15 protein-coding genes and 6 tRNA genes are annotated in these 21,966 nt (G+C 45.3%); 16 read left to right on the top strand and 5 right to left on the bottom strand.

Features of this window, described 5'->3' with window-relative positions:
- The first annotated feature begins 490 nt into the window (after nt 1-490).
- From L5M37_RS05465 to L5M37_RS05420, 10 genes are all read left to right on the top strand, one after another.
- On the top strand, nt 491-2,488 hold the full coding sequence (locus L5M37_RS05465; protein ID WP_263199670.1) for a methyl-accepting chemotaxis protein: 1,998 nt from the start codon (nt 491-493) through the stop codon (nt 2,486-2,488).
- 178 nt (nt 2,489-2,666) lie between these two features.
- A tRNA-Ser gene (locus L5M37_RS05460) sits at nt 2,667-2,757 on the top strand.
- A 190-nt stretch (nt 2,758-2,947) separates the two neighbouring features.
- Nucleotides 2,948-3,038: transfer RNA gene (locus L5M37_RS05455), tRNA-Ser, on the top strand.
- 478 nt (nt 3,039-3,516) lie between these two features.
- On the top strand, nt 3,517-4,161 hold the full coding sequence (uvrY, locus tag L5M37_RS05450; RefSeq protein ID WP_006082070.1) for a UvrY/SirA/GacA family response regulator transcription factor: 645 nt from the start codon (nt 3,517-3,519) through the stop codon (nt 4,159-4,161).
- A gap of 103 nt (nt 4,162-4,264) precedes the next feature.
- Entirely contained in the window at nt 4,265-6,094 is a 1,830-nt protein-coding gene (gene uvrC / locus L5M37_RS05445; protein WP_263199758.1) for an excinuclease ABC subunit UvrC, read from the top strand.
- Nucleotides 6,095-6,141: 47 nt separating this feature from the next.
- Nucleotides 6,142-6,690: a CDP-diacylglycerol--glycerol-3-phosphate 3-phosphatidyltransferase gene (gene pgsA, locus L5M37_RS05440; protein WP_028759642.1), complete on the top strand. Its 549-nt coding sequence runs from the start codon at nt 6,142-6,144 to the stop codon at nt 6,688-6,690.
- Nucleotides 6,691-6,904: 214 nt separating this feature from the next.
- Nucleotides 6,905-6,980, top strand: a tRNA-Gly gene (locus L5M37_RS05435).
- 43 nt (nt 6,981-7,023) lie between these two features.
- Nucleotides 7,024-7,097 (top strand) — tRNA-Cys (locus L5M37_RS05430).
- Between the two features lie 49 nt (nt 7,098-7,146).
- A tRNA-Leu gene (locus L5M37_RS05425) sits at nt 7,147-7,233 on the top strand.
- 137 nt (nt 7,234-7,370) lie between these two features.
- Nucleotides 7,371-7,457, top strand: a tRNA-Leu gene (locus L5M37_RS05420).
- A gap of 465 nt (nt 7,458-7,922) precedes the next feature.
- Here the strand turns inward: L5M37_RS05420 and L5M37_RS05415 are convergent.
- Together L5M37_RS05415 and pepE are read right to left on the bottom strand one after the other, a co-directional pair.
- A complete protein-coding gene (locus L5M37_RS05415; protein ID WP_249195627.1) occupies nt 7,923-9,506 on the bottom strand; it encodes a glucan biosynthesis protein G in 1,584 nt (527 codons plus the stop codon).
- Nucleotides 9,507-9,958: 452 nt separating this feature from the next.
- Nucleotides 9,959-10,672: a dipeptidase PepE gene (gene pepE / locus L5M37_RS05410; RefSeq protein ID WP_263199669.1), complete on the bottom strand. Its 714-nt coding sequence runs from the start codon at nt 10,670-10,672 to the stop codon at nt 9,959-9,961.
- A gap of 435 nt (nt 10,673-11,107) precedes the next feature.
- Here pepE and htpX point away from each other — a divergent pair, with 435 nt between their 5' ends.
- Complete coding sequence (gene htpX / locus L5M37_RS05405) at nt 11,108-11,971, top strand: protease HtpX (RefSeq protein WP_006082065.1); 864 nt, start codon at nt 11,108-11,110, stop codon at nt 11,969-11,971.
- A 230-nt stretch (nt 11,972-12,201) separates the two neighbouring features.
- On the opposite strand, the gene L5M37_RS05400 is transcribed toward htpX, so the two are convergent.
- Nucleotides 12,202-13,137 (bottom strand): LysR family transcriptional regulator ArgP, encoded by a 936-nt coding sequence (locus tag L5M37_RS05400; protein WP_263199668.1) that lies wholly within the window; start codon nt 13,135-13,137, stop codon nt 12,202-12,204.
- Nucleotides 13,138-13,262: 125 nt separating this feature from the next.
- On the opposite strand from L5M37_RS05400, the gene L5M37_RS05395 reads away from it, so the two are divergent.
- The gene (locus L5M37_RS05395; RefSeq protein ID WP_028759646.1) at nt 13,263-13,880 is read left to right on the top strand and encodes a LysE/ArgO family amino acid transporter; all 618 of its coding nucleotides are present in this window, start codon (nt 13,263-13,265) and stop codon (nt 13,878-13,880) included.
- Nucleotides 13,881-14,124: 244 nt separating this feature from the next.
- Here the strand turns inward: L5M37_RS05395 and bcp are convergent, their stop codons facing one another.
- Both bcp and L5M37_RS05385 read right to left on the bottom strand, forming a co-directional pair.
- On the bottom strand, nt 14,125-14,592 hold the full coding sequence (bcp, locus tag L5M37_RS05390; RefSeq protein WP_028759647.1) for a thioredoxin-dependent thiol peroxidase: 468 nt from the start codon (nt 14,590-14,592) through the stop codon (nt 14,125-14,127).
- A 3-nt stretch (nt 14,593-14,595) separates the two neighbouring features.
- Nucleotides 14,596-15,147, bottom strand: coding sequence for a glycine cleavage system protein R (locus L5M37_RS05385; protein WP_028759648.1), 552 nt, complete (start codon nt 15,145-15,147; stop codon nt 14,596-14,598).
- 172 nt (nt 15,148-15,319) lie between these two features.
- Between L5M37_RS05385 and dapA the strand changes: the two genes are divergently transcribed.
- From dapA to L5M37_RS05365, 4 genes are all read left to right on the top strand, one after another.
- Nucleotides 15,320-16,204, top strand: a complete 885-nt coding sequence (gene dapA / locus L5M37_RS05380) for a 4-hydroxy-tetrahydrodipicolinate synthase (RefSeq protein ID WP_028759649.1) — start codon at nt 15,320-15,322, stop codon at nt 16,202-16,204.
- A 3-nt stretch (nt 16,205-16,207) separates the two neighbouring features.
- On the top strand, nt 16,208-17,305 hold the full coding sequence (gene bamC, locus L5M37_RS05375) for an outer membrane protein assembly factor BamC (protein ID WP_198572357.1): 1,098 nt from the start codon (nt 16,208-16,210) through the stop codon (nt 17,303-17,305).
- Nucleotides 17,306-17,673: 368 nt separating this feature from the next.
- Nucleotides 17,674-18,756 carry an efflux RND transporter periplasmic adaptor subunit gene (locus tag L5M37_RS05370; RefSeq protein ID WP_263199667.1) on the top strand — a complete coding sequence of 361 codons (1,083 nt, stop codon included), beginning with the start codon at nt 17,674-17,676 and terminating at the stop codon, nt 18,754-18,756.
- Nucleotides 18,753-21,848 carry an efflux RND transporter permease subunit gene (locus L5M37_RS05365; protein WP_131523289.1) on the top strand — a complete coding sequence of 1,032 codons (3,096 nt, stop codon included), beginning with the start codon at nt 18,753-18,755 and terminating at the stop codon, nt 21,846-21,848. Before L5M37_RS05370 ends, L5M37_RS05365 begins: the two co-directional genes overlap by 4 nt.
- The last annotated feature ends 118 nt before the right edge of the window (nt 21,849-21,966 follow it).

Genomic DNA, 21,966 nt, shown 5'->3' with positions numbered 1-21,966 from the left:
ACCCTTGGGTTCCTGATTTGAAGCGCAGCTCCTGCGCCATATTCACGAGAAAGGCCATCAGTAATAATGGCCTTTTTTGTTTATGCAATTTGAACCAAGGTTCCTCATTCTAAGTTCAGCTCTTGCGCCATATTTAGTTAAAATGCCGCTAAGCAATTAGCGGCGTTTTGCATTTGTGCTATTTCCGCTCTTAGGTTTTGGCCCTAAACGTGGCGTCAGTGCCATGCTTTAGGGAAAGACTATCTGTCATGATTGTTCATTGTGTTAACCCTAGATTCTTCATTCTGATATCAGTGACTGCTACTGATTAATGGGCTTTTTTATCCGCGCTTCTCGTTTATGGTCTACACTAAGTTTGTGGCCAAGTTAATGGTTTTTATGGTCTTTAAAATTTGCACTAGGATGGTGCGACGTATGATTCTCGACAGTCTTGGATCATACGGCCGAACAATTCTCCCATCAGGGTGACTTATTTTAAGTAGAGAAAGCTATGTTGTTACCTACACGTATTTCGCAGCGGCTCACAATGGGCAGCGTAGTGCTGCTTCTACTGACTGGGCTCGCGGTTTTTGGTGTGATGTCACTTCGAGGGCAGCCTCGAGTGGTGGCGGCGAGTCAAGAGTTAATTGAGCAAACGGGGAGCAGTATCGTAAGGCAACTCGCACTTAAGTTGGCAAGCATTGAGGGGATTACTTTAAGCCTTGCACACCTCGCCGAAGTGTTGCCCCACGAGCAAGCTCTTTATCTTAACTCCTTACCTAATTTGATTGATAACAATAGCGATCTCACTATCGCTGGGGGCGGGATCTGGCCTGAGCCAGATAAATTCGTCGCTGGGAGTATCCTCCACAGTTTCTTCTGGGCCCGTGGTAGCGATAATCTACTGGCTTATTCGGATGACTATAATGCGCCATCTGGCCCTGGGTATCATAATGATCCTTGGTATACGGGCGCGCGGACTAGCTCAGTATCTCAATGTTTATGGTCAGAGGCTTATCAAGATCCAGTCACAAAGGTGGCTATGGTGACATGCAGTGTGCCATATCGTCTCACGGGGACATTTGCAGGGGTCGCAACGATAGATTTAAAACTTGATGATTTAGCCAAATTTTTAACAGAACATGGCAATGTAACTGACGGTTATGCTTTCGCTTTAGACCAAGCGGGTAATATCTTACATTTTCCTGAAACGAATAAGTCCGACACTATGTTGCGTTTTACGGATCTCGTCGGGCAGTTACCTTGGCTTGCCCCCGTTGAAACTGCACTTAAGCAAACCTCAATCAACAAAGTGGTGTCTGTAAGCTTAAATAAGGATGGAAGACTTAATCAGGCGAGTGAGGTGAGCCTTTTTGTAATGCCTGATACTGGATGGGTGATTGGCCTTGTGACGCCTAAAACGCGAGTCACAGGGCTTGCCCGTGAGCTGACATTTGATATTTTATTGTTTTTATTACCATTACTCGCCATTTTACTTTCTCTGGCTTGGTTATCGGGAAAAAAACTGTTGGCGCAACTTGAGGAAACCACAGATCAAATTGCTTCCCTTGGGAGCGGTAGTTTGGGGGCGAATGTTGAACTGCAAATTCAGCGGGATGATGAGATTGGTGCTTTGCGCCGAGCCGTAAACACCTATGCAGGGACGTTAAGGGCAATGTTAGATCTGATCACTCAAGAAGCGAAGAAAATTCAATTTGAGGCAACGCAATTAAGCGGACTTAGCCGTAAGTTAGCTCAGCGCGCAGAGCAACAGCGGCTGGAGAGTGCACAATTAGCCGCTGCGATAACGCAAATGTCTTCAAGCGCTATGGAAGTCGCGAATAATACCAATGACTGTGCTGCAACTGCGCAATCGTCTTTGATTGTAGTGCGAGAAGGGCAAACCCGTGTTGCAGCCAGCAATACTTCTATTGAGGCATTATCAGGAGAAATTGCCAACGCAACTAAGGTGATATCCCAATTGGCCCAAGACAGTCAAAAGGTGGGCGCTGTATTAGATGTGATTAAGGCGATTTCTGAGCAGACTAATTTGCTCGCTCTCAATGCGGCAATTGAGGCGGCTAGAGCGGGCGATCAGGGCCGCGGTTTTGCAGTCGTTGCTGATGAAGTTCGAACTCTTGCGGGGCGAACTCAAGATTCGGCCAATGAAATTAGTACCATGATTAACGCTTTGCAATCGGCTTCGCGGCTCGCTGTGCAAGCAATGCAAGCTGGGGAGTCCCGCACTGTCCATGCAGTTGCGGAGGCTGAGGGCGCTGCCAATTCTCTATCGAGTACCGTACAAAGTTTCGATGATATTTCACAGCGTGCCCAACAAATCGCGTTAGCTGCTCAGCAGCAAAGCCAAGTCACTCAAGAAATTAATGAGTTGGCGGTGCGAATAAATAGCATCAGTGAAGATAACTCTCTCGATGCAACGGCGCTTGATGTGTTAAGCCTTGAGATGCAGAAACTATCTGACCGTTTAATCAATATCAATCGAGCTTAGTCTTAATATAGTGTGAAGTGTGCCACCTTAAAATGGCGCTTCAACTGACAAGGGTGTCAAAGATAAGTTGAATAACGCGATATTTTTAAGCGGATTGGATGTAGATTGACCATGTAGATTGCTTCTTTAAATTAAGGGTTTACAGCAGAGTAGTAGATAGCTATTATCTCGCTTGTTCGGAGGGGTGGCAGAGTGGTTTAATGCACCGGTCTTGAAAACCGGCGTGGGTTTATAGCCCACCCAGGGTTCAAATCCCTGCTCCTCCGCCATATTTACGAGAAAGGCCATCAGTAATGATGGCCTTTTTTGTTTGTGCAATTTTCATTTCAGTTTTCTCATCCTAAACCCTTTGTTGTTCACGGCTTTCGATTTAAGTGAATATGAAATAGTCAATCAACGCTATTAACCATAAATTTAAGTTTACAGTGGCGACAGAGATAGCTATTATCTCGCTCGTTCGGAGGGGTGGCAGAGTGGTTTAATGCACCGGTCTTGAAAACCGGCGTGGGTTTATAGCCCACCCAGGGTTCAAATCCCTGCTCCTCCGCCATATTTTACAAAAAAGGCCATGTTTATTCATGGCCTTTTTTGTGTGTGAAATTTGAACTAGGGTTCTTCATTCTAAGCGTAGCTCCTACGCTTTTTTGCATTTAAGCTATTTAAAAACCTTAGGTTCCTGATTCTAAGCGTATCTCTTCTGCTATTTTCACGTGAAAGGCTATCAGTAATGATGGCCTTTTGTTTTTCTTGAACTGAAAAATTGCCTATATTTGCTGGATATTTTGATATCGATTTAACAGGGATTTTAGGCTGGTCATTCTGGGGTTATTGCTTCGTTTTTAAACGCTTTTTATTGGTATGCTATTCTGGAATCCTTCCTTTAAATATCATCTAGTTAACAATGTTGAATTTATGCTTTGCGAAATGGGGTTGTTGGGCTAAATTAGCCCTATGAACTCGTTATCCGTTTGCCATGTTGCTTTTTCTAACACACGGATCGAGCTGTAAATTGTAAAAGGTGGGTTAAGTTGATTTCGATATATTTGGTTGACGATCATGAGCTTGTGAGAACTGGGATCCGCCGCATCTTGGAAGATGAACGTGGGATCAAAGTCGTGGGCGAAGCCCCTGATGGTGAGACTGCGGTGCAGTGGGCTCGCCAGAATGAAGCGGATGTGATCTTAATGGATATGAATATGCCTGGGATGGGCGGATTGGAAGCCACTCGAAAAATTTTACGATATCAACCCCATGCAAAAATTATTGTATTAACTGTACACACGGAAGATCCGTTCCCAAGTAAGGTGATGCAGGCTGGCGCTTCGGGCTATTTAACAAAAGGAGCAACGCCGCCGGAAGTATTGCAAGCGATACGTCAGGTCTCTCGCGGACAACGTTATTTGTCCCCAGAAATTGCCCAACAGATGGCGCTGAGTCAGTTTAATCCTGCCGATGAAAACCCGTTTAAGTCTTTGTCCGAGCGCGAGTTACAGATCATGTTGATGATCACCAATGGCGAGAAGGTTAACGATATTTCTGAGCAACTGAACTTAAGTCCTAAAACCGTTAACAGTTACCGTTATCGTTTATTTGCTAAGCTGGGGATCAGTGGTGATGTCGAACTAACGCGGTTAGCTATTCGCTATAAGATGTTGGATGCTGGCCATTTTTAATGGAAAGTGGATTGCGTTGGTCGATGACTTTAATCTAGCGAGTTCTTGGGTTATATGTTCCTATGTTGTTTGTGTTAAGTCTCCAAAACTGTGGGTGTGAATGATGTCTAATGAATTTAACGCCCAAAGTTTCTTACGTACTGTTTCATCCTCCGCTGGGGTTTATCGCATGTATGACGTCAAGAATGACGTCATTTATGTGGGTAAAGCAAAAGATCTTAAAAAACGGCTCAGCTCGTATTTTCGTAAAAACCTCGGTAATGTTAAGACCCAAGCCTTAGTCTCACATATTCACCATATTGATGTGACGCTGACCCACAGTGAAACAGATGCTCTGTTGCTTGAGAATGATTACATCAAGCAATACATGCCAAAATACAATGTGTTGTTGCGTGATGACAAATCTTACCCTTACATCTTATTAAGCCAGCATGAGCACCCAAGGCTTGCCTATCATCGCGGTCCGCAGCGGGAAAAAGGCCACTATTTTGGTCCTTATCCCAATGGCGGTGCTGTGCGTGAAAGCCTGCATTTGATGCAGAAGCTGTTTCCAATTCGTCAATGTGACGACCTTTACTACAAATCGCGCTCACGGCCCTGTTTACAATATCAACTTTCCCGTTGTAGCGCGCCCTGTGTGGGTAAAGTCAGTAACGCTGATTATGATGAGCAAGTGAAATTAGCCAGCCTGTTTTTAAAGGGGAAAGATCAGCAAGTGATCAGCGCCTTGGTTGATAAAATGGAACTTGCGGCTGAGCAGCAAGCCTATGAACAGGCTGCACGATTTCGCGATCAGATCATGGCGCTGCGTAAAGTTGCGGAGCAACAGGAAGTCTCTAATAATAAAGGTGATATGGATGTTATTGGGGTGCATTATGCGTCAGGCATCGCCTGTTTCCACCTGCTATTTATCCGCGAAGGTAAAATTTTTGGCAGTCGTAGTTATTATCCTTCAGTGCCGGCCCAAACTGATATGGATGAAGTGCTGCGCTCCTTTATCCTACAGTTTTATTTAAATGCAGATATTCAACGCACTATTCCAAAAGAAGTGGTGATTAGCCATAATTTTGAAGAATTACATGAACTTGAAGCGGCGATTTCAGAGGCGCTAGATAAAAAGTTTTCGATTAAGACCAATGTTCGCGCCGACAGGGCGAGCTTCTTACGTTTAGCCGTGACTAATGCGACGAATGCAGTGGTTACGCGCCTGTCCCATAAGAACACCGTCGAACAGCGTTTTGTGTTACTCGAAGAAATCTTAGAGTTGAGTGTGCCTATCCAGCGGATGGAATGTTTCGATATCAGTCATACCATGGGGGAGAGCACCGTTGCCTCCTGTGTGGTGTTTAATCGTGAAGGGCCGCATAAAGGCGAGTATCGTCGTTATAATATTGATGGTATTACGCCGGGTGATGATTATGCGGCGATGAAGCAAGCGGTAAGTCGACGTTTCGATAAAATTGAAGCGGGCGGCAAAATTCCCGATATTCTGTTTATTGATGGTGGATTAGGGCAGTTACGTATTGCCCAAAAAATAGTGGATGAAAAGTTTGTTCATTTGGATAAAGCGCCGCAGCTTATTGGGGTGGCGAAAGGTGAGGGCCGTAAACCTGGGCTTGAAACCTTGATCTTAGGGGATACCGAAACCAGCTTTTCCCTCGAAGGGGATTCGCCAGCACTGCACCTTATCCAACATATTCGTGATGAATCCCATCGATTTGCAATCACTGGCCACCGTAACCGTCGTCAGAAAACCCGTAATACTTCAACACTGGAATCGATCCCTGGTATTGGTCCTAAACGTCGTAAAGCTTTGTTACAGCATTTAGGAGGCTTACAGGAAGTGAAAGGGGCAAGTGTGGCGGAATTAGTCAAAGTACCAGGGATCAGCATAGAAATGGCACAAACCATTCATGATGCATTGCGAGGGTGATAAAATTAAGGCAAGATTGGCGCTGCTTTTGACTAACTGGTTTGATCATGCCGTTTAACTTACCTATAGCATTAACTCTTTTCAGGCTTTTTTTACTGCCCATTTTTGTGGTGCTGTTTTATTTACCCTATGACTGGACCCCTTTTGTTGCCGCATTTACCTTTTGGCTTGCGGCGTTAACGGATGCATTAGATGGTTATGCTGCCCGTAAATTGAAACAATTAACTCGTTTTGGCGCTTTTCTTGACCCAGTCGCTGATAAGTTGATGGTGATTACAGCTTTAGTTTTGTTGGTCGATCAATACGCGAATATCTGGCTGACGTTGCCCGCCCTGTTTATGATAGGTCGCGAGATTGTCATTTCAGCGTTGAGGGAATGGATGGCTGAAATTGGTAAACGTGGTACTGTCGCCGTGTCTTGGATTGGTAAATATAAGACGGCTGCGCAAATGGTGGCAATTATTGGGCTGATTTGGCAATACAATCCTTTAATGACGAATGCCGCATTTGTACTGTTATATATCGCCGCTGTATTAACGTTTTGGTCAATGATGAGTTACATTTTAGCCGCTTGGAAAGATCTTACCGCTGAATAGTGCAATAAAAAATCAAAGAGATTATTTAGTGTGCAAGCAGTAAGTTATCGATAAAACAGCGGTTGACACTGGGTGGTAAATCGGTAGAATGCCACCCCGTAGACAAGAGGCAATGTGCAAACAAAGTCTTAACGATACCCAATATTGATGTTTGATATTTGCTAGGTAATAAAGTGAAATGCTTTGTTTATCTGAGTGAATAGTAAAACAAGATGCGACATTAGCTCAGTTGGTAGAGCGATACCTTGCCAAGGTATAGGTCATCGGTTCGAACCCGATATGTCGCTCCAATATTTTTAAAGTCTAATTCTATCGACATGAGTTAGCAACTATGGCGCGATGGCAGAATGGCTATGCTGCGGATTGCAAATCCGTCGATCTCGGTTCGACTCCGGGTCGCGCCTCCATAGATTAAAGTATTAATGACACGATTCCCGTCGTTAATATCAAGAGTTTGCCCGAGTGGTGGAATCGGTAGACACAAGGGATTTAAAATCCCTCGCTGGTAACAGCGTGCCAGTTCAAGTCTGGCCTCGGGTACCATTATTTTGATAGTGATGGTAAAAATAAAGTCCGAATCTTCAATAGGCTTTATTAAATAGATTTATTAGTGTAAAGCGTTAATTATTTAGAGTTAATAATATTTTTGACATGATTCCCGTCATTAATATTCAGCGTTTGCCCGAGTGGTGGAATCGGTAGACACAAGGGATTTAAAATCCCTCGCTGGTAACAGCGTGCCAGTTCAAGTCTGGCCTCGGGTACCAAAAAAGAAAAAGCCTCGATATTTATATCGAGGCTTTTTTGCATTTAGATTTCTACTTTTAGTCGGCATTCTTCGTGAGGGGTTTAAGGTCAAACTTGACTGACACACTTAACGTACTGCTTACTTTAGTTCGCAGAGGTCCTTGCGGCGACGCACATCAGGAGAGGCTAATAACCCTAAAATCACACAATAGTGCTACGTTTTAAGCTGATAGTGTCATTTGAATTAAGCCTGTAGTTATGCTGGCAGAGAAGTCGAGCGATAAGGTATGGGATTATGTTTGCTGAAAAGCAGGTCGTGAGTTTTTAGCCTTGGCTTGTTCTATTTATGCTAGAGATAAAACCTATAAATAGTAAGCCTATAAATAAAATCCTAGGTATAAAAAAGCGCCAGTAAAAACTGGCGCTTTTATTCATTTACTCGGTCAGTTTATGCTTGTTAGACAGTGATACTCGTGAATATCAGCTTATTGCCAATCATCGCTATTCCAGCGGTACAGCCAAGTCGCTGCAAGTGGTTTATCGTCTTTCTTAAGCTGTATTCTCAGTTCGGCTACATTGGTACTTTCTGGTTCGAAGCTGATAAATACTCGAGCGCCATTGATGTCCGGGTGGGCGACAATCCGAGACGACAGGATTTTACCTTTGCTGATGCTGGCATCGATGATAATTTTATCAATATCTTGCGGCTTGATGTTACTGAAATCGATAAGTAATTCTTTGCCTTTTGCTAAGACTTGCCCCTTAGTACTGCGGACAACACGTGCTTTTGACGCCGTAGAAGGGCTGTCGTTTGAGGCTGTTATGCGATAGGAGTATTTATAGGGCTGATCCTTTTTCAGTCCGCCTTGCGGCTCCCAATAGGCAACTATGTTGTCGTTGGTTTCAGCATTAGAGGGAATTTCAAGCAACACCAGTTGGCCTTTGCCCCAATCATTGAGGGGTTCAATCCATGCTGAAGGTCGAAGTTGATAGTTTGCACTCAGATCTTGATAGTCTTCAAATTTACGATGGCGCTGGATAAGACCAAACCCCTTTATATCTTCATCGCCAAAAGCACTGATCTGCAGTTTGTTAGGATTATTTAATGGGCGCCATAGGCGCTCGCCATTACCGCGATCGATTTGTAGGCCGTCGGAGTTATGTACTTGTGGGCGGTAATCGGGTTTATCTGAGTTATCGAGTCCGCCAAAGAGGAACATAGAGGTCAGCGGTGCAAGACCCACATGCTGGATATCTTTACGTGGGAATAAGGTTACATCCACTTCGACACGTGATGGTGCACCGGGATAAATACCAAAACGATAGGCGCCAGTGACACTTTGGCTATCTAGCAGAGCATGAACCACAATTGCCGTCTGATATTTAGATGGGCGCTCGACCCAGAAACGCTTAAACAGAGGATATTCTTCACCTTTTGGCTGAGCGACATCAATCGCTAGACCACGATTAGACAAGCCATAGGTTTGCCCTTTAGAGAGCACGCGAAAATAGCTCGCACCTTGAAACATGATGAATTCATCTTTTATTTCATCATCATTGATAGGGTAATGTAAACGCACACCCGCATATTGGCCCACTTGAGTGATGAGTTTTTCAATGGTGTCGTTAGGGACATCGAATGAAGCTTCTGTTAGCTCAATTGGAATAGCTTTGCTGTTTTCAACCACGTCGATATCGACAAGGTTTTTATAGAGAAAGCCTGGAGCAAAAAGTTGTACCGAAAATTTGGTCGGTGTTCCGCCCCAAATCGCGGCATTTTCTTGGTAATTGATTTTGCCATAGGTCGCGAAATCGAGATCAACCAGTTCTTTAGGTGCTTTTTTCGCTTCTTTAAATGGTTTTTGCGAAAGTTGTTGAGCGAGTTCAATGACTGTGTCTTGGGAGAATTTTTTGGATTTCTTCTCTGGTGCAGGCGTTGGTGTTGTCTCTGCCGCTGCGGCATTGACGTTGTTTATGCCGACGACATAGACGATGGCGGTCAAGATGACAAAAGGTAGTTTTTTGAGTAATGCCGGATAACCGGTAGGGTAATTCATCATAAGATTCATTCGCAAAATGGAAACTCCTTACTAAAATGACGCTGATTCATAGGCACAATGTATGCTTCAGTCTATCTAATCCCTAAATATTAATAACTTGTCTGCTATAAAATCCTCAGTCGTGGGATTCGAGTAGCTGAGGTGAGGGATAATTTTACCTGCGTAGCTGGAGATTTGTAACATAAATTATGCTTGGCGCTATTTTAGGTGCCGTTCTCAATACTTTGCGGTGTGATTTTACGATAAGTAATCGCAATTGGTACTGCAGTAAAAACTGTCTTGGCTGAGCTAACACTGTTCTCATTGAATTCAGTGGCGTTTTTACACAAAATTGGCGCAGTTGAATCGAGAGTGTTAATTAAAAACTTATAATATCAAATGGTTAATCTTAATTATTGCTAATGAGTGATTCAGGCTCACGGTGTTAACTGTGAGCCCATTTAGATATGCTAACGTGGATATTAGGACTTGAGTAAGTGCGATAGGTCACTGCCCACAGGAATTAGGATCTCTTGCTGCTCACCACAGAATAAATACGCAGGTTTGTCACCTAAGAGTGATAGTGTGTCTCCTTGTCGCCACAAAGCTGAGCCTTCAACTATGCCGATCACTGGGGTTAATGGGTCGACTTTAGTGAATTCTAATAATCGCTGGGCACGGGTTTCACCATTGTGGCCCGGTGCTTGGTAATTGGAATAGTGTGGATTGAGCTGGAACGGCACTAAGTTTAATGCGTTGAACGAAGGCGGTTCGATGATCGGCATATCATTAGTGGTGCGAATACTCAGTCCCGATACGTTTGAACCCGCACTCCAGCCGATATAAGGTTTACCAAGGGCGACTTGCTCACGAATAAGCGTGACCAGATCATAATGATATAGTTGGTGTAACAGGTGAAAGGTGTTACCCCCACCGATTAAAATTCCATCGGCATCTTTTATTGCTTGTTTAGGGTCTGGATGCTGATGAATACCACTGATATCGAGTTCAAGCTCAGCTAGCCCAGTCACGACAGACGCTAAATAAGTGTCATAACTCATGCTAACCCCTGCATAGGGGATAAAAATCCATTTTTGTGCGTTGACGGTGAGCGGTTTAATAAAAGGGATCGCGTGGGCAAGATAAGGCGTATCACCGACACGAGAGCTGCTCAGTAGTAGGGCGTTGATTGTCATTTTGTATCCTGAAATCTCGGAGTGTATTGGTATGTTAACAAAGATTAATTCCGATAAACATAGAGAGTTAAAGCAGAATTGCGCCATAGCACGGCTAGCGGCGGTGTTTTTCAAGATAGTGATCCCCACCAAGATGGAGCGTTCGGGGCATTCTACTTCTGTGTGGCATCAATGCAAAAGTCAGTGATTGATACGCCTTGAATTAAAGCTCTCAGAACGCGATGAAACTCGTCTCTTGAGGTTGCTTGGGCATAAGTTTAAGTTTCGATTAATATACTGTCCCTAGACTCTCGGCCATGAAAGGCAGTGTCTATATACGAGAAAGATAACCTATTTTAAAAACTCTTTTCTTTTACCACTTGAATTTCGATGATTTGGACATATTATGTCTTTGAACAAAGTTAAATGGCCTATTCTTGCCCTAAAGGAGCTGAAATGAAGCGTATATTTCTATTGATTGCGACTAACCTAGCTGTGTTGCTAGTAGCCTCAATTGTGATGTCTATTCTAGGCGTGAACACGTCTACTATGGGTGGACTGCTGGTGTTCGCTGCCATTTTTGGATTCGGTGGGGCCTTTATCAGCTTAGCCATTTCAAAATGGATGGCGAAAAAGACCATGGGTTGTGAAGTCATCACCACCCCACGTGACAGTACCGAACGTTGGTTAGTGGAGACGGTTGCCCGTCAAGCTAAGCAAGCGGGGATTAAAATGCCAGAAGTGGCGATTTATCAATCGCCTGACATGAATGCGTTCGCTACTGGTCCAAGTAAAGACAATTCATTAGTGGCTGTCAGTACGGGTCTGTTATATGGCATGAGCCAAGATGAAATTGAAGGCGTATTAGCCCACGAAGTGAGCCACGTTGCTAACGGTGACATGGTGACCTTGACACTGATCCAAGGTGTGGTTAACACATTCGTGATCTTCGCGGCCCGCGTGGTTGCTGGTATTATCAACAACTTCGTGTCGAGTAATGATGAAGAAGGCGAAGGTTTAGGTATGTTCGCTTACATGGCCGTTGTTTTCGTACTGGATATGCTATTCGGTATCTTGGCTTCAATTATCGTCGCTTACTTCTCACGTATTCGTGAGTACAAAGCCGATGAAGGTGCGGCACGTTTAGCGGGTAAAGGTAAGATGATTGCTGCGCTTGAGCGTTTACGCCAAGGCCCTGAAAGTACGGCAATGCCTGCACAAATGTCAGCCTTCGGTATTAACGGCAAACGTTCAATGGCGGAAATGATGATGAGTCATCCTCCATTAGAGAAACGTATTGCTGCGTTAAGAGCAAGCTAATAAAGAGAGAGTTAGGTTTAAGTTTTAAGCCTCACTTGAGATTAGATCTATGACTCTCAATATCGGGCTCAAACTTTGGTTTGAGCCCGATTTTTTATGCCTGCCATTTCATCCACATTTAATGAGACAAATAGCCGCTGTCATAGGAATCATCACTCCGTGTTAAACACCATCGCGGGTAAATCGCTGTAGATTCATGCGGGTTGTGCGTTCATTATTGATGCAATAAATCATACCTGCAGTAAATTTTGTTGCGCGGTTGCCGCAAGGGTGCGATAGACCAGTGTCGTTTGTTTTGCTTTGATATTCCAATGCTGCCAAAACAGCGGCACGCGCATGCGCCGTTCTGGGGTGATCTCAATCAGTATCCCTTTATCGATTAATGGTTTAGCTTGTAAATGCCCAACGAGTCCATAACCTAAACTCAAGTTAATCGCTTCTAAAAAGCTCTCGGAAGAGGGGATCGTATGTTGCCACCATTGCCCTGGCGTCATATTGAAATACTGGGCGAGAAACTTCTCGTGAAGCTTATCTTTGGTGGAGAACACCACTGCTGGCGCCTTTGCTAACTGAGCTTGGTTGATGGTGTTGAATGACGAGGTGTTACTAAATGATGGAGTGTCGCTCAGATCGCTAAAATAGCGCGCGGCAAATTCGGGCGTGGCTACACACCAATATTCCATCGTGCCTAAAAACTCACTGCTGCAACCCGCCATCGGCACTTCGGTTGTGGTGACACATCCGACCGCTTCACCATTTTTCAATAGATGATGGGTGTAAGACTCATCATCGACAATTAATTCCAATAACCAAGCGTGGCGACTGAACATGCCTGCTAGCGCAGGTAAAAACCACGTGGCCAAACTGTCGGCATTCACAGCGATGCGCACTGTGGTTGGATGGTTGGGATCGTCGGCGTCCATCTCAGCTCTTAATTCACTCTCTAGTAATTGTACCTGTGAATAGTGGCGCAGTAGGCGCTTACCTGTGGGCGTTGCGACCACAGGATTGGAGCGAATAAGCAGTGACTGACCAACTTTTTCTTCAAGTTGTCGAATGCGCTGTGATACCGCCGACTGGGTGATGTGCAGCACTTTAGCGGCGCGGTCGAAGCCACCTTCCGAGACCACAACGGCGAGCGCTTTGAGATTCGCGTATTCCAGCATAGTCATCCTTAAATGAGTGTGTTTGGACGGTTATTAATTTTACTTATGATACATAAAAAACATTAGTTATATTAATTTTGTTGTTTTGACTATGCTAGCGCCTTCTTTGAACATGAGAGGTGGTTATGCAAGCGGCATTTATACAGGGTATGGGGATTGGTGGGAGTTTGATTATTGCTGTGGGCGCACAAAATGCCTTTGTGCTCAAGCAAGGCATCAAGCGCTCATACCCGTTACCGATTGCCTTGCTCTGCTCTATCATTGATGCGCTGATGATCACTGCGGGTGTAGCGGGGCTAGGACATATTATTGAGTCGTTTCCCACTATTAAGCATGTGGCGAGTTTCGGTGGCGCCGCGTTTCTACTTTGGTATGGTGCGAATGCGCTAAAGGCGTCGTTTGTGGCTAAGGGCATTGAGATGGATCAGGCCGATAATGCGGACACATTTAAGAAAGCCGTACTGACGACGCTTGGGATCAGTTTGCTTAATCCGCATTTGTATCTTGATACTGTGGTGTTGCTCGGCAGCATTAGCACTCAATTTGATGATTTCGATCGGCCTTGGTTTGGCGCGGGTGCTGTACTGGCATCATTTATTTGGTTTTTTGGCTTAAGTTTTGGTGCGCGTTTGTTAGCGCCCATTTTTACTCGCCCAGCGGCATGGCGTTACCTCGACCGTTTTATTTGGTTAACCATGTGGAGCATTGCCGCTGCGATTATTTGGCCCTATGTGGCAGGATAACCGGTGTTGGGATGCCATAGAATACGGGCATAGCTGAATACTTTTGCGGATTTTTTGCTCGGTTTGACTGCATCTTGTGATATGAAAGTGAAAATTTTTCATGAAAAAGGTCCTGATTTCAGGACCTTTTCGTTATCGATTGCCGATTATTTATTCAGGCTGCCAAGTTCAACTCACGACGTTTACACTTTTGTGCCGATTAAAGCAGCAGCTTGAAGCCTTGTATTCGTCGTCATATTAGTCATTAACCCGCGATTTGCGCGAGTACGACTTCATGGTGATCTTTGGTTTTAAACTTATCGAATACGTGGGCGATGGCGCCGTCGGTATTGATAAGGAAGCTTAATCTATGAATGCCATCATAGGTTTTTCCCATGAATTTCTTTTCACCCCAGACCCCAAAAGCGTCGGCGACACTGTGGTCTTCATCGCTCAGTAAAGTGAAGTTGAGTGCTTGTTTCTCTGCAAATTTAGCCAGTTTAGCCACAGGATCTGGGCTAATGCCAAATACAGTGACATTATGACTATCGAGCTCGGCTTTACTGTCACGTAGGCCGCAGGCTTGAACTGTGCAACCCGGCGTTGATGCTTTCGGGTAAAAATACACTAAAACAGGGCCTTGCTTAAGGCTGTCAGCCAGCGATACTGAGTTGCCATGTTGATCTTGCAGTGTAAAGTGAGGCGCTTTTGCCCCAGCCGTTAAGGTATTCATCTATTATCCTCTGTCCTCTAAGATGGCAGTGCCTTCCATACGACGAATAGTACAATCTAAGGTCATATCTTGGGCGAGCTGATAGATACTCTGTTCGAGCTTTTCTAGTTCAACTTTTTCAGGAATATTAATGGTTAGCGACACATTTTGCGTTTGTTCACCACCGGGGAGTTCCTCAGAAAATGAACGTACTGCGGCAAGATCTAATGACCTGTCAGCAAGGAACTGGGTAATGCGTTTAATGGTGCCGCGTTGGTCCTTACCCGTGAAGCGTACTTCGAGGCGAGAAAGGTAGTTTTGTGGTGTGTGTTTAGAGGTGCGTTTCATCACCGTCAGCAGTTCTAACTCAACGCTCAGACTGGGGAACATACTTTCAATTTTCGTTATTGATGCCCACGAGCCAGACAACATCATAATTAGGGTAAATTCGTTACCAAATAATGCCATACGGCTGTCGACGATATCGCAGTCACAGTCACTGGCAAGTCGAGCTAGTTTACTTACAAGTCCAGGACGGTCGAGACCCATCGCTGTTACGACCAGGAAATTGGTCATGAATTTTCCTCACTTTTTCGATATCATAGAGCGAAAACTCAGGGTTAAAGCTGAGTTTTTGTGCGGGATGTAATGCTACCATAACTAATTCAATTTGAGAGCCCCGTTAATGCTTGTCATTAGTGGTTGGCATCAGTACCATAGCGAATCCTGAAATCTTGGGGAAAGTCAGATGATAAACGGAAGCATCGTAGCCTTAATCACGCCAATGAACAGTGATGGCTCAGTAGATTTTGCAAGTCTTGAAAGGTTAGTCGAATTCCATATTGACCAAGGCACAGATGCCATTGTGGCCGTTGGTACTACTGGCGAGTCAGCGACTCTGCCTATGCCTGAGCATGTAGCGGTCGTTTCACAAACCGTTAAATTTGCTGCGGGACGTGTTCCTGTCATTGGTGGCAATGGCGCCAATGCCACATCTGAAGCCGTTGAGCTCACCAAGTCCTTATCTAAGGTGGGTGTTGCCGCTATGCTTGGCGTAACGCCATATTATAATAAGCCAACGCCTAAGGGATTGATTGCGCATTATAAAGCCGTGGCCGCTAGCACAGATATTCCACAAATTCTTTATAATGTTCCAGGTCGTACTGCCGTTGATATGCTGCCAGAAACTGTTGCCGAGCTTGTTAGCGTGAGCAACATTATTGGTGTAAAAGAGGCGACCGGTGACTTATCCCGTGTAAAACGTCTGCGCGAACTGTGCGGCGACGATTTCCTCTTGTATAGCGGTGATGATGCCACTGCCAGAGAGTTTTTACTCTTAGGTGGAAATGGCGTAATTTCTGTGGCTAACAACATAGTACCAAAGGCTTTTAAAGCTATGTGTGATGCGGCGCTCGCTGGCAATGCCGAGCTGGCTCAGAGCATAGATACCCCGCTGCGCGGTTTGTATAGCACACTGTTTTGTGAAGCCAACCCTATCCCAGTAAAATGGGCTGCCCATCGTATGGGTTTGATTGAATGTGGCCATATTCGTTTACCTTTGACTGAACTTTCTGAGCAATGTCATGGTCTGTTGATAGAAGCAATGACTCGTGCCCAGATAGAGGTTAAATAATTAATGTTAAAGAAAGTCACTCCACTGATCTTAGTTGCTGCAGTTGCAGCCTGTAGTTCGCCACTTGATCGCCGCCAAGCGAACGGTAACGACGACTATGTTCAGGCCGAGCAAGCGCCTTTGCTTAAGATCCCCGCGGGATTAAAAACGCCACCCTACAATAAAGAATTCGATGTACCAGCACTGGGTTCTAAAGTGAATGCTTCGCTGTATGGCAAAAACTTAGATATCCGTCCGCCACTGCAAGTACTGCCAATGGCGGAAGGTACTCATGTGGAAGAGGGCAGTGACAACATTAAAATCGTAGTTGAATCCATAGACAATGCTGTGGATTTGAAACAAGAAATCTTCACAAACTTAGATGGTTTCTTTGCTCAAAAAGGTATTGCTGTTCGTAGCCGTGATTTTGACAAAGGCAACGTAGAAACCGATTGGATTGAAAGTCGTGAAGTGATTGAATCGAGCATGTGGGGTGCGGATAAAGTTTATCTGTTGCGCCAACGCTATCGTTTTGACGTGGAAACGCGTCCACATGGTCGTACTGCCAATATCGTTATTCACTTAGTTGAACACGAAGAGTTCTACGACGATAAAGCGCAACAAGTTTTATTAAGCGGTGAAGATAAGCAAAGATACACTATTGATATGCTGAACAGCGCCATTGCGTATATCAGCGTTAAGCGCGACCAAGCGATCCAATCGAATCGTTTGAAGCAAACCTTAGGTATTAATGTTGATCTCGTGACGCCTGAAGAAGGTAAGGCTTACTGGTCTGCTAAAGCCTCTTACAAGCAAGTGTGGGATCGTCTACGCATAGTGCTACCAGAAATGGGCTTTGAAATTGCCGATATGGATAGTGCTAAAGGATTGTACTTTATCAAGTTTGACGATAACTCTGGTTTCTGGAGTTCATTGTGGGGCGAAGATAAGTTAGCACTGAAAGAAGGTAGCTACCGTTTACTGCTTGAAGATGGTGATACTCCAGAAGAAACGAAAATCTTCCTTCGCGATAACGAAGATCAGCCATTAAGCGATGAAGTGGTTAGCAATGTGTACCAGTCACTGTCAAACCTGATGAAAGAAGAACGTCAAATACGTTAATTTCAGCAGTTGACTAGAAAAGGGCGAATTATCGCCCTTTTTTATTGGCTGCGATTTGAGTTTTAAGCAGGGGATTGTCGATTATCTAGGCGATCTGTGTTGCAGAATTAAATTATCTATATACCAATCTTTTTCAAATGGTTTTAGTGATAAATGTTGATTTAGTGGCAATAAGTAAAATTAATCACTTAACAACCTTGTTATCGTACTGCATTCTGGCAACTCAACCATTGATATCGCCAAAGACACTTAATCATACATATTTTGCGCTATCAGCGTAATTTGTAAGAAAAAGTAAAACGTATTGATGCGATGATGTGAGTGAGTAAACTAGCCGTCATTAATGCGAGTCATTCCTTGGAAGCCCGATGAAAAAAATTATTCTAATAATCGCCATATTGGCCGCGGCATGGTTTGGATACCAAGCCATGCAACCGCAAGAGATTGCTGCAGCCCAGATTAAACTCATACCTAATGTAGTGATTGCCACTGCCGCTATGGCGCCCATTCGCGATGAAGTTGAAGCTATTGGTAGCAATAAAGCCGCAGAATCAGTAACGATAACGCCTAAAGTCACCGACATGGTGATAGCGCTTAAATTTGACGACGGCAATATCGTTAAAAAGGGCGAGTTATTAGTCCAACTGCAAAATGCTGAGCAGATCGCTAAGGTTAAAGCCGCGCAAGTCAAAGTCAGTGATAATCAACGTGAATTAGCTCGGATCAGTTCGTTGGTGACTAGCCGCACTGTGGCCGAGTTAGAACGCGACAGATTACAAACCCTTATTGATACCACCCGTGCCGAGCTCGAACAGGCACAATCATCACTCAATGATCGCAGTATTCTGGCGCCTTTTAATGGCCGTTTAGGTTTACGTCAAATCAGTGTGGGCAGCTTAGTGTCACCCGGCACTGTGATTACGACATTGGATGATATTTCTACCATTAAGCTCGATTTTTCAGTGCCAGAGCGCTTTATTCAAGATTTAGAGCCAGGTAAAAAGGTGGAAGCCAAAGCGGTCGCTTTCCCTGATGTGACTTTCAAAGGTGTGGTGACATCGATTGATAGCCGCGTGAATCCAACCACGCGTACAGTGATCGTTCGCGCCGAAATCCCCAATCCTGAGCTGCGTTTATTACCGGGCATGTTGATGAAGGTCAAACTCATCAAGCGTAGCCGCGAGGCCTTGATGTTGCCTGAATCTGCCATTATCCCGATCCAAAACAGCCATTATGTTTACAGCGTCAATGCTGACAAGGTGATTGAACGTAAACAAGTCACTATTGGTATTCGCACTCGTGGCTGGGTGGAGATCTTAGACGGTTTAGCCTTGGGCGAAAACGTGGTGATCCGCGGCTTACTGAAAGTTCATCCTGGGGATAAAGTGCAAACTGAGTTCGCGGAAAAGTTTAGTTATCTTGCTGATACGAATGCGGAGCCAAGTGTATGATCCTTACTGATCTCTCGGTTAAACGTCCCGTATTTGCCTCAGTGATCAGCTTGCTGCTGGTCGCTTTCGGGCTTGTCTCCTTTGATAAATTACCCCTGCGCGAATACCCGAATATAGATCCGCCAGTGGTATCTATCGACACGAATTACCGCGGTGCCAGTGCTGCCGTGGTGGAAAGCCGCATTACCCAATTGATCGAAGACAGGATCAGTGGCGTCGAAGGCATTCGTCACGTGAGTTCATCGAGCAGTGATGGCCGCTCATCGGTTACCTTAGAGTTTGATATTAGTCGTAATATTGAAGATGCAGCTAACGATGTGCGCGATAGGATCTCAGGTTTACTCGACAATTTACCCGATGAAGCAGATCCCCCAGAAGTACAAAAGGCCAATGGCAGTGATGAAGTGATCATGTGGCTCAATCTTGTGTCAGATCAAATGACGACCCTAGAATTGACCGATTACACCAACCGTTATTTGTCGGACCGCTTTTCGGTGGTCGATGGTGTGGCGCGGATGCGTATTGGTGGCGGTAAGGTTTACGCCATGCGCGTTTGGCTTGACAGACAAGCCTTGGCTTCTCGCAGTTTAACGGTTGCCGATGTTGAGGCCGCGCTCAGAGCTGAGAACGTCGAGTTACCTGCAGGTTCGATAGAGTCGAAGGAGCGGCACTTTACAGTGCGACTGGAGCGGGGTTATCGCACTGCCGAAGATTTCGCAAACTTAGTGATCACCCAAGGGGAAGACGGTTATTTAGTCAAACTGAGCGATGTCGCGCGGGTGGAAATTGGCTCTGATGAAGAGCGGATTATGTTCCGTGGCAACAAAGAGGCAATGATAGGTTTAGGCGTGTCTAAACAGTCAACCGCCAATACGTTAGAAGTGGCGCGCGCAGTGAACGCGCTGGTTGACAAAATCAACCCGACTTTGCCAGCGGGGATGTCGATTAAACGCAGCTACGATAGCTCAGTGTTTATCGAAGCCTCGATTAAAGAAGTGTATCAAACCCTGTTCACTGCGATGATTTTAGTGATTATCGTGATTTATCTGTTCCTTGGCAGTGTGCGCGCTATGTTGATCCCTGCGATCACTGTGCCTGTGTCTCTGCTCGGCACCTTTATTGTGCTGTATGCGCTAGGTTATACCATTAACCTCTTGACCTTATTGGCAATGATCCTCGCCATTGGTATGGTGGTGGATGATGCGATTGTGATGCTGGAAAACATCCATAGACGTATCGAGGAAGGAGATTCACCACTCAAAGCTGCTTTTCTCGGTGCGCGTGAAGTGGCTTTTGCTGTTATCGCGACTACACTCGTGTTGGTCGCGGTATTTATGCCAATCACTTTCCTTGAGGGTGATTTAGGTAAACTCTTTAAAGAGTTTGCCGTGACCATGAGTGCGGCAGTGCTGTTCTCTAGCCTAGTGGCGCTCACTCTCACGCCCATGATGTGCTCTAAGTTGCTTAAGCCGAGCTCGCAGGATTCTTGGTTGGTGCGTAAGGTCGACGGCATCATGACAAAAGTGTCAAACCGGTATCAATTGTCCTTAAAATCCGCCATGGCTCACCCGATATTGGTGTCGATTCTGGTGTTAGTCGCATTAGGCTCTAGTGTCTATTTAGTCCAAAAAGTACCGCAAGAATTTGCGCCACAGGAAGACCGTGGTTCGTTATTCTTGATGGTCAACGGGCCACAGGGCGCGAGTTATGAATACATAGAATCCTATATGAATGAAGTGGAAAACCGCTTGATGCCATTGGTCGAAACGGGTGATATCAAACGTCTGCTCATTCGTGCCCCCCGTGGCTTTGGCCGCGCGGCGGATTTCTCTAACGGTATGGCAATCATAGTACTGGAAGACTGGGGCAAACGTCGTCCAGTAAAGGAAGTTATCGTCGACATTAATAAGCGTCTTGCCAATCTCGCCGGAGTGCAAGCGTTCCCTGTAATGCGCCAAGCCTTTGGTCGCGGCGTAGGTAAACCTGTGCAATTTGTGATTGGTGGACCTAGCTACGAAGAGCTTGCCCGCTGGCGCGATATCATGATGCAAAAGGCGGCACAGAATCCCAAATTATTAGGATTAGATCACGATTATAAAGAGACTAAGCCTCAACTTCGAGTCGTCATCGACAGAGACAGAGCCGCGAGCCTTGGAGTGTCGATTTCAAACATTGGCCGTACGTTGGAATCCATGCTGGGCTCACGCTTAGTGACGACGTTTATGCGTGACGGTGAAGAATACGATGTGATCGTTGAAGGCGAGCGCGATAATCAAAATACGGCGGCGGATCTGCAAAATATCTATGTTCGTTCCGAGCGCAGTCAGGAGCTTATTCCGCTGTCTAACTTAGTGACTGTGGAGGAGTTTGCCGACGCCAGTTCGCTTAATCGCTATAATCGCATGCGCGCGATCACCATAGAAGCCAGTTTGGAAGATGGTTATAGCTTAGGTGAAGCTCTTGATTATATGAATCAATTGGCGCGTACCTATTTGCCAGCGGAAGCGGTGATTAGCTACAAGGGCCAATCCCTCGATTATCAAGAGTCGGGTAGCTCTATGTACTTCGTATTCATCCTCGCACTGGGGATTGTATTCCTCGTGCTCGCGGCGCAGTTTGAGAGTTATATCCACCCTGTGGTGATCATGCTTACTGTGCCGCTGGCTACCGTCGGCGCCTTAATTGGTTTGTGGCTTACGGGGCAGAGTCTTAATATTTACAGTCAGATAGGCATTATTATGCTGGTCGGGTTAGCCGCGAAAAATGGCATCTTGATTGTCGAGTTTGCTAACCAATTGCGGGATAAAGGCGTTGATTTTGATAAGGCTATTATTCAAGCGTCAGCGCAGCGGTTACGACCTATCTTAATGACAGGGATCACCACTGCTGCTGGTGCCGTGCCATTGGTATTGGCGGTAGGCGCGGGTGCTGAAACTCGTTTTGTGATTGGTGTAGTGGTGTTGTCGGGGATTTTACTGGCAACCTTATTCACTATCTTCGTGATCCCCGCCGCTTATGGACTGTTTGCCCGCAACAGCGGATCGCCCGAAGCTATCGCCCAACAGTTAGAAAAAGAATTAGCCCAAGACTAACGCCTAACACCGGCTGATGTTGAAAGCACACGAAAGTCCACATATATAGGCGCTTGGTATTCATCAAGCGCCTTATTTTTCGCCATTCGAACCTCGTTTTAGCCCTTGCCCTTGAAAA

The sequence above is a fragment of the Shewanella sp. SM69 genome (assembly GCF_025653985.1).
Lineage (GTDB): Bacteria > Pseudomonadota > Gammaproteobacteria > Enterobacterales > Shewanellaceae > Shewanella > Shewanella oncorhynchi.
The sequence above is the reverse complement of the archived record's forward strand: the minus strand, read 5'-3'. Positions and strand labels throughout refer to the sequence as shown.